At 61.4% G+C, this 12666-nt stretch carries 5 protein-coding genes and 2 pseudogenes; 2 read left to right on the forward strand and 5 right to left on the reverse strand.

Going from position 1 to position 12666, the window contains the following annotated elements:
• Window positions 1–4: 4 nt before the first annotated feature.
• The 5 genes and pseudogenes from msrA to aceE form a co-directional block, all read right to left on the reverse strand.
• Complete coding sequence (msrA, locus tag PSCI_RS11630) at window positions 5–652, reverse strand: peptide-methionine (S)-S-oxide reductase MsrA (protein ID WP_045486695.1); 648 nt, start codon at window positions 650–652, stop codon at window positions 5–7.
• A 110-nt stretch (window positions 653–762) separates the two neighbouring features.
• Window positions 763–2952, reverse strand: a pseudogene (locus PSCI_RS11635) (putative bifunctional diguanylate cyclase/phosphodiesterase); the annotation flags it as partial.
• A 63-nt stretch (window positions 2953–3015) separates the two neighbouring features.
• Window positions 3016–3408: pseudogene (locus PSCI_RS30145) on the reverse strand (diguanylate cyclase); the annotation flags it as partial.
• 329 nt (window positions 3409–3737) lie between these two features.
• The gene (gene aceF, locus PSCI_RS11640) at window positions 3738–5384 is read right to left on the reverse strand and encodes a dihydrolipoyllysine-residue acetyltransferase (RefSeq protein WP_045486699.1); all 1647 of its coding nucleotides are present in this window, start codon (window positions 5382–5384) and stop codon (window positions 3738–3740) included.
• Between the two features lie 154 nt (window positions 5385–5538).
• Window positions 5539–8184 carry a pyruvate dehydrogenase (acetyl-transferring), homodimeric type gene (aceE, locus tag PSCI_RS11645; protein ID WP_045486701.1) on the reverse strand — a complete coding sequence of 882 codons (2646 nt, stop codon included), beginning with the start codon at window positions 8182–8184 and terminating at the stop codon, window positions 5539–5541.
• Between the two features lie 381 nt (window positions 8185–8565).
• Between aceE and glnE the strand changes: the two genes are divergently transcribed.
• On the forward strand, window positions 8566–11514 hold the full coding sequence (gene glnE / locus PSCI_RS11650; RefSeq protein WP_045486703.1) for a bifunctional [glutamate--ammonia ligase]-adenylyl-L-tyrosine phosphorylase/[glutamate--ammonia-ligase] adenylyltransferase: 2949 nt from the start codon (window positions 8566–8568) through the stop codon (window positions 11512–11514).
• 103 nt (window positions 11515–11617) lie between these two features.
• Entirely contained in the window at window positions 11618–12664 is a 1047-nt protein-coding gene (waaF, locus tag PSCI_RS11655; RefSeq protein WP_045486706.1) for a lipopolysaccharide heptosyltransferase II, read from the forward strand.
• Window positions 12665–12666: the final 2 nt, after the last annotated feature.

Raw genomic sequence — 12666 nt, forward strand, 5'->3', positions numbered from 1 at the left:
AAGCTTAGGCTGGCAGGCACACCCCGGTGCCGCCAATCCCGCAATAGCCTTGCGGGTTCTTCGCCAGGTACTGCTGGTGGTAGCCTTCGGCGAAGTACAGGGTCGGCGCCTCGGCGATTTCGGTGGTGATTTCACCCAGGCCAGCCTTGGTCAGCTCGGTCTGGTAACGCGCTTTGCTGTCCAGGGCCTGCTGCAGTTGTTCGGGTTTGGTGCAGTAGATGACCGAGCGGTACTGGGTGCCAATGTCATTGCCCTGACGCATGCCTTGGGTCGGGTTATGCAGTTCCCAGAACATCTTCAGCAGGGCCTCATAGCTGACCTTCGCCGGCTCATAGACGACCAGGACGATTTCGGTATGCCCGGTCAGGCCTGAGCAGACTTCTTCGTAAGTCGGGTTGGGGGTGAAGCCGCCGGCGTAACCCACCACGGTGCTGACCACTCCCGGGGTCTGCCAGAAGCGCCGCTCTGCGCCCCAGAAACAGCCCAGGCCAAAGATCGCGAACTCGACCTCTTCGAAGAACGGGCCGAGCAGCGGCGTATCATGGACGAAATGCTTCTCGGGGAGCTGGATATGGCTATCGCGGCCCGGCAGGGCTTGTTCGGCGGTAGGCAAGACGTTCTTGTTTACCAGGATTTCCGAGCGCAGGGTCATGAGCAAGTCCTCTGAATAGGCAGGCTGGCGCACGTAAACAGCGGCTGCGCCATACACTGTAAAAAACGGACATACAGTTTGCCCCAGAGGTCTGGGACAGGGAAGGGGCCTCAGAGCAGCGGCTTGTGCGGGTAACGGTGCAGCCGTTCGATCAGATCGTCGCCGCAAATCGGCTTGTCGAACAGGTAACCCTGGCCGATGTCGCAACGATGACGGCGCAGGAACGCCAGTTGGGCTGCGGTTTCGATACCTTCGGCAACCACTTTGAGCTTGAGGTTGTGAGCCATGGCGATTACCGCTGAAGTGATCTCCATGTCGCCTTCATCATCCGGAATATCGCGGATGAAGCTGCGGTCGATCTTGAGCACGTCAATGGGGAATTTCTTGAGGTAGCTCAGCGACGAATAACCGGTACCGAAGTCGTCCATGGCCAGTGACAGGCCCAGGCGCTTGAGCATGTCCAGTTGCTGTCGGGTGTCTTCGGTGGCTTCGAGCAGCAGACCTTCGGTGAGTTCAAGTTCCAGCAGCGACGGGTCGAGTGCCTCTTCCTTGAGGATATTGGCAATCGAGGACACCAGCTCGGGATCGGAGAACTGTTTGGGAGAGACGTTGATCGCCACTTGCAGCGGGCCGAAGCCGGCGGCCGTCAGGGCTTTGCTCATCCGGCATGACTCGCGCACCACCCATTTGCCGATCGGAATGATCAGGCCGGTCTCTTCGGCGACACTGATGAACTGATCCGGGCGGATCATGCCCTTTTCCGGGTGGTTCCAGCGCAGCAGGGCCTCCAGGCCGGTGAGGCGGCCGGTCAGCAGACACAATTTGGGCTGGTAGAACACTTCCAGCTCGCTCTGGCTCAAGGCCCGGCGCAGGTTGTTCTCGACGAACAGCTTGTAGCTGGCTTCGGCATTCAGGGCTTCGGTAAACACCTGGACCTGATGTTTGCCATTGGCCTTGGCTTTGTGCAGCGCCAGCCCGGCATTACGCATCAGGGTCTGCGGATCACGACCGTGGAGCGGCGCACAGGCCAGGCCCACAGAGCCGGTAACGCTGATCAACTGATTGTCGACGAACAACGGCTTGTCGAGGGTCATCAACACTTGGTGAGCGATGCTTTGTCCGGCCTCCGGGCCGGTCTGGTCGAGCAGTACGGCAAATTCGTTACTGGCAAAGCGGGCCAGTACATCGACTGGGCTCAGGGTATTGCGCAGGCGTCGGGCCAGGCTGATCAACAGTTTGTCACCGGTCTGGTGGCCAAGGCTGTCGTTGATGCGCTTGAAGTTGTCGATGTCTACCAGCAGCAGGCTCATCGGCGTGTCGCTGTCACGGGCGAAGCGCTCGTCCAGATGACGAATGAACGCCGGGCGATTGCCCAGGCTGGTCAGGTTGTCGGTGTAGGCCAGGCGCTCGATGCGCTGCTGGGCCAGCTTGCTCTGGGTGATGTCTTCGTAGATGCCGATGTAATGGGTCAGCTCGCGATTGTCGCCGTATACCTTGGAAATTGACAACTGCCCCCAGTAGGGCTCCAGATTTTTGCGCCGGCTTTTGAACTCACCTTGCCAGCTATTGTTGTTGGCCAGGCTTGAGTGGGCATCGAACAGGCTGCCGAGGTTTTCCAGAGCAGGAAGCTCGGCGAGCTTGTGACCATGGACTTCTTCGGCGGCGTATTGAGTGATGGCGGTAAAGCTGGGGTTGACGTATTCCACTACGCCGTCGCAGTTGACCAGCAGAAAAGCATTGGCGCTCTGTTCCACCGCTCTCTGGAACAGATGCAGGGCGCTGGTGGCGGTACGTCGGTTGTGGTTGTTGATGACCAGCGCAAACTGGTCAGCCAGTTCGCCGGCAAAGGCCACCTCATCCGTAAGCCACTGACGCGTTGCACCGGTCTGCTCCAGGCACAGTACGCCGACCAGTTGCCCGTCCAGGCGGATGCTGGCATCGAGCAGGGCGCGCACATCACGTGGCTCAAGGCTGCTGGCCAGCTCCAGCGTGCGCGGGTCTTCGCGGGTGTTGCTGGCATCGATGGCGCGACTGTTGAGCAGCGCCTCGTGGTAGGCCGGTGAGTTGCTGATATCGATGGGCGATGGCTGGCGGTGCTCGCCGCTCTCGCGCACGTATTCAGTGACGGGCACCAGCGTCTGGCCTTCCAGATTCCAGATACTGGCACCGGCGACATCGTAGATCTCGCAGGCCGTCTGGGTAATCAGTTGCGCCGCTTCCTGCACCGAATTACCCGAGTAACGATGACGGGCCAGCCGCAGGATCAGTTCCTGCTGGGCGCGTGCGCGCTGCAGTTGGGCAAACGGGCTGAGCGGATTGACATGCCTGCCTGCCGGATCGCTGTCATCAGCGTTGAATGCAGGCCCGTCGATGACCACAAAATAGCCGCGCAACAGTTGGCGGTTGTGCTGTTTGAATGCCTCGCCCATCTCCAGTAGCCCCAGCGGGCCATTGACCGTGTGCAAGGTGTAGCGGATCAGATAATGCGATGCCCGGGTCAGTTGCTGCTGCAGATCATCGTGCAGCCGATAACGTGCCTCCGGCTCCATCAGGCTGGCGAAAGGAGAACTGATCAGTGAGCACAGCTCCACTGCTGGCATGCCGAATGCTTGTTCACAGTTCGGATCAAGATATAGCAGCGCCCAACTGGCTTCATTCAGCCGTTCGAAACGCAGCATGCCCAGGCGCGAAGGCACCGGCAATTGCGTCACTACCTCGGCTGCCGTTCTGGCGGCAGCATCGGGCTGGCTTTTCATGAACAAACTCGCTTTCCGAATTCTGGTCGCGCGGGCATTGGCCCTGATAACTTTCGCGCCCGGCAAGGTTGCATGATGCAGCACTGCCTTACAAGAGAGCGCGGTGGCTTAGTGCTATAAAAGTATCAGAGTAATGTGTCCACTGTTCAATCCATTCGGACCGGTCGCCGCGTACAGGGTTTCATGTAACGACAGGGTATCGGCCATGTATCGCAGAACTGCTGTCTGAAGTTGTGACACAGGACAAAAAAGCCCCGCTTGCGCGGGGCTTTTGGTGCGGCAGCCAGATGTTCGGCAGTCGGCCCCGCGCAAACGGGGCCGCTGATGCCTTACAGCAGGATGGTGCGGATGTCGGCCAGCAGTTCGCTCAGACGCTTGGTAAAGCGTGCCGCGGCGGCGCCGTTGATGACACGGTGGTCATACGACAGCGACAGTGGCAGCATCAGGCGCGGCTGGAATGCCTTGCCGTCCCAGACCGGCTGCATGGATGCCTTGGAGACACCCAGGATCGCCACTTCCGGTGCATTGACGATCGGCGTGAAGCCGGTGCCGCCAATGTGACCGAGGCTGGAGATGGTGAAGCAGGCGCCCTGCATGTCGTTGGCGGTCAGCTTCTTGTTGCGGGCTTTTTCGGCCAGCGCAGCCGCTTCGGCCGCCAGTTGCAGCAGGTTCTTCTGGTCGACGTCGCGGATCACCGGGACCAGCAGGCCATCCGGGGTGTCCACGGCAAAGCCGATGTGCACGTACTTCTTGCGGATCACCGCTTTGCCGCTTGGTGCCAGCGATGCGTTGAAGTCCGGCAGTTCCTTGAGCAGGTGCGCGATGGACTTGAGCAGCAGTGGCAGCACAGTCAGCTTGACGCCAGCCTTTTCCGCCACGGCTTTCTGCGCCACGCGGAAAGCTTCCAGGTCGGTGATGTCGGCCTGGTCGAACTGAGTCACGTGCGGGATGTTCAGCCAGCTGCGGTGCAGACCGGACGCGCCCAGTTGCATCAGGCGGGTCATCGGCACTTCTTCGATTTCACCGAAGCGGCTGAAGTCGACTTCCGGAATCGGCTGGATACCGGCACCGCCAGTGGCGCCGCCTGCGGGTGCTTCCTTGGCCTTTTGCAGCTGGGCCTTGACGTAGACCTGCACGTCTTCTTTCAGTACACGACCGTGCGGGCCGGTCGCGGTCACTGCGCTCAGCTCGACGCCGAACTCACGGGCCAGTTGACGAACGGCAGGGCCGGCATGGACCTTGGCGCCATCTTTGGCTGGGGCAGCGGCCGGAGTGGCAGCCGGAGCCGGTGCGGCTTCAGCTTTTGCTGCGGCAGGTGCGGCGGCCGGAGCCGATGCAGCAGGCGCCGGAGCGGCAGCAGCAGGGGCAGCAGGGGCAGCAGCAGCCGGAGCGCTACCTGCGATTTTCAGGCGCAGGATCAGATCGCCAGTACCGACTTCCTGTTCCAGCTTGACTTCAACACTCTCGACCACGCCAGCGGCAGGCGATGGAATTTCCATGCTCGCCTTGTCGGATTCGAGGGTGATCAGCGACTGGTCGGCTTCGATGCTGTCGCCTGGCTTGACCAGCAGTTCGATGATCTTGGCCTTGCCCGACGAACCGATGTCCGGTACGTGGATGTCCTGCACGCTGGCCGCAGCGGCAGGTGCCGGTGCAGCCGCCGGCGCTTCAGCAGCCGGAGCAGGGGCCGCAGCGGCTGGCGCGGCAGCAGGTTCTGCGGCTGGCGCTGCGGCGGCTTCGCCACCTTCACTTTCCAGCTCGAACAGCTCGTCGCCTTCTTTCAGGCGGTCGCCCAGCTTGACCTTCAGGGCTTTGATGACGCCGCCCTTGGGGGCAGGGATTTCCATGCTCGCCTTGTCCGACTCCAGGGTCAGGACGCTCTGGTCCGCTTCGATGCGGTCGCCGACCTTGACGAACAACTCAATGACTTCACCTTCACCGTTGCCGATGTCGGGTACGCGAATTAGCTCACTCACTATGCTTCTCCTCAGGAGAACCTGTTCCAGACTGTATATTGCGCGGCTGTTTGCAACGAAACAGCCTCGGATGCTCATTTGCCGGGGGCAAATTCCGCATCGTCGGCTGTTTCCAGGCTTGAGCCTGCGCTATGGACGAATCCGGGACAGACTCTTAGCAGTCCAGCGGGTTGCGTTTCTCTGGGTCGATACCGAACTTGGCGATGGCTTCTGCCACCACTTTAGGCTCGATGTCGCCACGGTCTGCCAGGGCTTCCAGTGCGGCCAGCACCACGAAGTTGCGGTCCACTTCGAAGAAGTGACGCAGCTTCTTGCGGCTGTCGCTGCGGCCGAAGCCGTCGGTGCCCAGCACTTTGAACTCTTTGGACGGAACCCACTGACGGATCTGTTCGGCGAACAGCTTCATGTAGTCGGTCGATGCGACAACCGGGCCTTTACGGCCGGTCAGGCATTGCTCGACGTAAGTCTGCTGAGGCTTCTGGCCAGGGTGCAGGCGGTTGTGACGCTCGACCGCCAGGCCGTCACGACGCAGTTCGTTGAAGCTGGTCACGCTCCAGACGTCGGCACCGACGTTGAACTCTTCGCGCAGGATCTTCGCCGCTTCACGGACTTCACGCAGGATGGTGCCCGAGCCCAGCAACTGGACGTGGTGCGCAGCCGCCTTGGTGTCTTCCTCCAGCAGGTACATGCCCTTGATGATGCCTTCCTCGGCGCCGGCCGGAATGGCTGGCTGGGTGTAGGCTTCGTTCATCACGGTGATGTAGTAGAAGATGTCCTGTTGTTCTTCGGTCATCTTCTTCATGCCGTCCTGGATGATCACCGCCAGCTCATAGCCGTAGGTCGGATCATAGGTGCGGCAGTTCGGCACGGTGGCAGCCAGGATGTGGCTGTGACCGTCTTCGTGCTGCAGGCCTTCACCGTTGAGGGTGGTACGGCCGGCGGTACCGCCGATCAGGAAGCCACGGGTGCGGCTGTCGCCAGCGGCCCATGCCAGGTCACCGATACGCTGGAAGCCGAACATCGAGTAGAAGATGTAGAACGGCAGCATCGGCTGGTTATGGTTGCTGTACGCAGTACCGGCAGCGATGAACGACGACATGGCGCCGGCTTCGTTGATGCCTTCTTCGAGGATCTGGCCTTTCTTGTCCTCGCGGTAGAACATCACCTGGTCTTTATCGACTGGCTCGTAGAGCTGGCCGACCGACGAGTAGATGCCCAGTTGGCGGAACATGCCTTCCATACCGAAGGTACGGGCTTCGTCCGGGATGATCGGCACGATGCGCTGGCCGATTTCCTTGTCCTTGACCAGTTGCGCGAGAATCCGCACGAACGCCATGGTGGTGGATATTTCGCGGTCGCCGGAACCGTCCAGGATAGCCTTGAGGGTATCGAGTGGCGGGGTCGGGATGCTGAAGCTCTTGGCGCGACGTTGTGGTACGAAACCACCCAGTGCAGCGCGGCGCTCAGCCAGGTAACGGGCTTCGGCGCTGCCTTCTTCCGGACGGTAGAACGGCAGGCTTTCCAGGTCGGCGTCCTTGATCGGCACGTCGAAACGGTCGCGGAAGTGACGCAGGCTGTCGACGTCGACCTTCTTGGTGTTGTGCGCGGTGTTCTTGGCTTCGCCAGCACCGGTGCCGTAACCCTTGATGGTCTTGGCCAGGATGACCGTCGGCTGGTCCTTGTGGTTGACCGCCTGATGGTAGGCTGCATAGACCTTGTACGGGTCGTGGCCGCCACGGTTGAGCTTCCAGATCTCGTCGTCGGACAGGTCTTCGACCATGGCCTTGAGTTCAGGCGTGTTGAAGAAGTGCTCGCGCACGAACGCGCCGTCTTTGGCTTTGTAGTTCTGGTACTCGCCGTCGATGACTTCGTCCATGCGGCGCTGCAGGGCACCGTTGGTGTCCTTGGCCAGCAGTGGATCCCAGAAGCGGCCCCAGATGACCTTGTTGACGTTCCACTGGGCACCACGGAACACGCCTTCGAGTTCCTGGATGATCTTGGCGTTGCCGCGAACCGGGCCGTCGAGGCGCTGCAGGTTGCAGTTGATGACGAAGATCAGGTTGTCCAGCTTCTCGCGGCCGGCCAGGGCGATGGCGCCCAGCGATTCCGGCTCGTCGGTCTCGCCGTCGCCCAGGAAGCACCAGACTTTCTGCTTGCCTTCCGGAATGAAGCCGCGGCTTTCCAGGTACTTCATGAAGCGGGCCTGGTAGATCGCCTGGATCGGACCCAGACCCATCGAAACGGTCGGGAACTGCCAGAAATCAGGCATCAGCCATGGGTGTGGGTAAGAGGACAGGCCCTTGCCGTCGACTTCCTGACGGAAGTTGTTCATGTTCTCTTCGGTGATCCGGCCTTCCATGAACGCACGGGCGTAGACGCCTGGCGATGCGTGACCCTGGAAGTAGATCAGGTCGCCGCCGTGCTCGTCGGTCGGGGCCTGGAAGAAATAGTTGAAGCCGATGTCGTACAGCGTCGCACTGGAGGCGAAGCTGGAGATGTGGCCGCCCAGATCCGGGTCGTTCAGGTTGGTCTTGACGACCATCGCCAGCGCGTTCCAGCGAACCAGAGAGCGGATGCGGCGTTCCATGAACAGGTCGCCAGGCATGCGGGCTTCGTGAGTTACCGGAATGGTGTTGCGGTACGGCGTGGTGATGGCGTACGGCAACTGCGAACCACTTCGTGTGGCCAGTTCGCCCATACGGGTCATCAGGTAATGGGCACGGTCTTCGCCTTCTTTGTCGATAACCGATTCCAGGGCGTCCAGCCACTCCTGGGTTTCGACGGGATCAAGGTCTTGCATGGCTTGCTCCAGAGCGGAAAGGCTTCCAGAATCGGACGCCTGAGTTTGCGACTGGCCTTGTGGGCAGCCGACATAAATTCTTGGATGGCCGGCGGTTGTGCCGGCGGCGTGTAGTTTTACTACAAGTCGCCAACCATTTCAGCTTATTGAGTGATTCATCCAGTAGTAAAACTACAGATAACCGACCAAAACGCTCGTGTCATGTTGTGGGATCAAACGTTACCGTTGATCGCGAGCGCATATGATGGTCAGAAAATTGATGATTTATATCGCAAAAACGATTTTCTCAGCAATTTATTACCTTTGTTCGACAGCGGTGGCTGTCAGAGCGATCTTACATCTATGGCACATCGCCCGTAACACGCCGATCAAGGATAGACCATGAGCTTGCCTTCGCTGACTGAAATTTCGGCCCCGCTGCTGTCATCCGCTACACAAGCCCGCCAGACTTTCCTGGCAGCGCTGGATTGTTTGCCAGAGGCGACACAGGCCGCTTTTGCGGGCTGGCCACAGCAGCGCCAGGCCGCCTTCGAGCGGGTCTGCGCCGCCAGTGATTTTGTCACCGAACAAGTGGGCCGTGATCCGCAGATGCTTGTGGACCTGGCTGCCAGTGGCGACCTGGAACGAGCCTTTGCTCCTGGGCAGTTGCGCGAGCAACTGGCAGAGGCGGTGAAGGCCGCCGCCAGCGAAGACGACTTGGGCCGGATTCTGCGCCGCCAGCGCAACCGCCATCAGGTGCGCATCATCTGGCGCGATCTGACCCGTCAGGCTGATCTGGTGCAAACCTGCCGCGACCTGTCCGAGATGGCCGATGCCTGCATCGATCTGGCCTATCAATGGTTGTACCAGCGCCATTGCCAGCAGTTCGGTGTGCCCACCGGGCGGCGCAGCGGCCAGGCGCAGCAGATGGTGATCCTCGGCATGGGCAAGCTCGGCGCGCTTGAGCTGAACCTCTCATCGGATATCGACCTGATTTTTGCCTACCCTGAAGGTGGCGAAACCGTTGGCGTCAAACGCCCGCTGGATAACCAGGAGTTCTTCATTCGTCTGGGCCAGCGGTTGATCAAGGCGCTGGACCCGGTGACCGTCGATGGCTTTGTATTTCGCGTCGACATGCGCCTGCGGCCTTACGGTTCGTCCGGGGCGCTGGTGCTCAGCTTCAATGCCATGGAGCAGTACTATCAGGACCAGGGCCGTGATTGGGAGCGTTACGCGATGATCAAGGCTCGCGTGGTGGGCGGCGATCAGGCGGCCGGTGCGCAGTTGCAGGACATGCTGCGACCGTTCGTCTATCGGCGCTACCTGGACTTTTCGGCCATTGAAGCGCTGCGCACCATGAAGCAACTGATCCAGCAGGAGGTGCGCCGCAAAGGCATGGCTGAGAACATCAAGCTGGGCGCCGGCGGCATCCGCGAAGTGGAGTTCATTGCCCAGGCCTTTCAGTTGATTCACGGTGGCCGTGACCTGAGCCTGCAACAAAGGTCGTTGCTCAAAGTCCTCAAGACCCTTGAAGGCCAGGGCTATCTGCCGACGCCGGTAGTCGAGGAACTTCGCGAAGGCTATGAATTTCTGCGCTACACCGAACACGCGATCCAGGCCATTGCCGACCGCCAGACCCAGATGCTGCCAGACAACGAACTGGATCAGGCGCGGATTGCCTTCATGCTCGGCTTTGCCGACTGGGCCGGTTTTCATGAGCGCCTGATGCACTGGCGCGGCCGGGTGTCCTGGCACTTCCGCCAGGTGATCGCCGACCCTGATGGCGATGACGATCAAGAGCAGGGTGAGCTGGTGGTGGGCGGCGAGTGGTTGCCGTTGTGGGAGCAGATCCAGGACGAAGAGGCCTCGTGCCGGCAGTTGCAGGAAGGTGGCTTTGCCGATGCAGGCAAGGCGCTCAAATCCCTGAGCAACCTGCGCTCCGGTCCGCAGTTGCGCGCTATCCAGCGTATCGGTCGGGAGCGGCTGGATGCCTTTATCCCGCGCCTGCTGGCTCAGGCGGTGGAGCACGACAATCCAGACCTGGTGCTGGAGCGGGTGTTGCCGCTGGTCGAAGCCGTGGCCCGGCGTTCGGCCTATCTGGTGCTGCTCACCGAAAACCCCGATGCCCTGCGCCGGTTGCTGACGTTGTGTGCGGCCAGCCCGTGGATTGCCGAACAGATCACCCGCTTCCCGCTGCTGCTCGATGAGCTTCTTAATGAAGGTCGGCTGTTCAGCCCGCCGCAGGCACCGGAACTCAATGCCGAACTGCATGAGCGCCTGATCCGCATCCCGGAGGATGATCTGGAGCAACAAATGGAGGCGCTGCGCCACTTCAAGCTGGCCCACGGGCTGCGCGTGGCAGCGTCGGAGATCAGCGGCAGCCTGCCGTTGATGAAGGTCAGCGATTACCTGACCTGGCTGGCCGAGGCGATCCTGCAGCAGGTTTTGGCCCTGGCCTGGCGCCATACCGTGGCGCGCCACGGCACGCCGAAGCGCCCGGACGGCAGTCTGTGCGATCCGGCTTTCGTTATCGTTGGCTATGGCAAGGTCGGCGGGATCGAGCTGGGGCACGGTTCTGACCTGGACCTGGTGTTTATCCACGATGGCGACCCGCAGAGTGAGACTGACGGCGCCAAGCCGATTGATGGTGCGCAGTTCTTCACCCGGCTGGGCCAGCGGATCATTCATCTGCTGACCACCCAGACCAACTCCGGCCAGTTATATGAAGTGGACATGCGCCTGCGGCCATCCGGCGCGTCCGGGCTGCTGGTCAGTTCGGTCGGTGCATTTGCCCGTTATCAGGAAAACGAAGCCTGGACCTGGGAGCATCAGGCACTGGTACGCGCCCGGGTGCTGATTGGCAGCCCGGACGTCCAGGCGTCTTTCGAGCAGGTGCGCGCCGGGGTTCTGGGGCGTGAGCGTGACCTGGCCCAGTTGCGCGTCGAAGTCAGCGAAATGCGCGCCAAGATGCGCGATAACCTGGGCAGCAAGGCCAGCGCAGCGGGCACCGCCGCCAATGCCTTTGACGCCGTTGTGCCGTTCGACCTCAAGCAGGACGCCGGTGGTATCGTCGATATCGAATTTATGGTGCAATACGCGGCCCTGGCGTGGTCGCGGGACTACCCGCAACTGCTGCGTTACACCGATAACATCCGCATCCTTGAAGGTCTGGAAGAGGCCGGTTTGCTGCCGGGTGCCGATGCCAGCCTGCTGCGCGAAGCCTACAAGGCCTATCGTTCGGCGGCGCACCGCCAGGCCCTGCAAAAGCAGGCCGGCGTTGTCGCAGGTGACCAGTTCCCGGAGCAACGGCGCGAAGTGCGGCGTATCTGGGCGGCGCTGGGATTGAATTGACGGCTGGCATGGCCAGCCAATAAGGCTAAGGACGGGGAGGCGTCAGGTTGTGTGAAAGGGTCACGCAACCTGACCTGCCTCCCTGGTCGTTTTTGGATTGAGCATGAACATTCTGATCGTTGGACCTAGCTGGGTCGGTGACATGGTGATGGCGCAAACGCTGTTCCAGTGTCTGAAGCAGCGGCATCCTGAGTGCGCAATCGACGTGCTGGCACCCGAATGGAGCCGGCCGATCCTGGAACGCATGCCCGAAGTCCGTGCGGCGCTGAGCTTTCCTCTGGGCCACGGCGCCCTGGAGCTGGCGACCCGGCGGCGCATCGGCAAATCCCTGGCCGGCCAGTACGATCAGGCGATCTTGCTGCCCAACTCGCTGAAGTCGGCACTGGTGCCGTTCTTTGCCGGCATCCCCACGCGCACCGGCTGGCGCGGCGAGTTCCGTTACGGCTTGCTCAATGACGTGCGCAAACTCGACAAACAGCGCTACCCGCTGATGATCGAGCGCTTCATGGCCCTGGCTTATGACAACGGCGCGGCGTTGCCGCAGCCTTATCCGCGCCCGCAACTGAGCATTGACCCGGCCACCCGCCAGGCCGCGCTGGCACGCTTCGGCCTTAGCCTTGAGCAACCGGTGCTGGCCCTGTGCCCGGGTGCCGAGTTCGGTGAGGCCAAGCGCTGGCCGTCCGAGCACTACGCCAAAGTGGCTGATGCGCTGATTCGACAGGGCTGGCAGGTCTGGCTGTTCGGCTCGAAAAAAGACCACCCGGTGGGCGAAAGCATTCGCCAGGAACTGATTCCCGGACTGCGCGAAGAAGTCACCAACCTGTGTGGCGAAACCTCTCTGGCCGAAGCCATCGACCTGCTGTCGTGCGCCCGTTCGGTGGTGTCCAACGACTCGGGGCTGATGCATGTGGCCGCCGCCCTGAACCGCCCGCTGGTGGCGGTCTACGGCTCGACCTCGCCGGGTTTCACGCCGCCACTGGCTGATGAAGTAGAGGTCGTGCGGCTGGGCCTGGAGTGCTCGCCTTGCTTCGACCGTACCTGCCGCTTCGGCCACTACAATTGCCTGCGCCTGCTCGACCCGGGTCAGGTGATCCAGGCGCTGGGCCGCCTGGGTAGCGGGCTGGACGCTACCCCGGTAGAGGTGCTCTGACC

Source organism: Pseudomonas sp. StFLB209, from assembly GCF_000829415.1.
Classification (GTDB): domain Bacteria; phylum Pseudomonadota; class Gammaproteobacteria; order Pseudomonadales; family Pseudomonadaceae; genus Aquipseudomonas.

Coding starts and splice junctions, on each gene's coding strand:
- msrA (WP_045486695.1), bottom strand. CDS start 652: ATGACCCTGCGCTCGGAAATCCTGGTAAACAAGAACGTCTTGCCTACC.
- aceE (WP_045486701.1), bottom strand. CDS start 8,184: ATGCAAGACCTTGATCCCGTCGAAACCCAGGAGTGGCTGGACGCCCTG.
- glnE (WP_045486703.1), top strand. CDS start 8,566: ATGAGCTTGCCTTCGCTGACTGAAATTTCGGCCCCGCTGCTGTCATCC.
- waaF (WP_045486706.1), top strand. CDS start 11,618: ATGAACATTCTGATCGTTGGACCTAGCTGGGTCGGTGACATGGTGATG.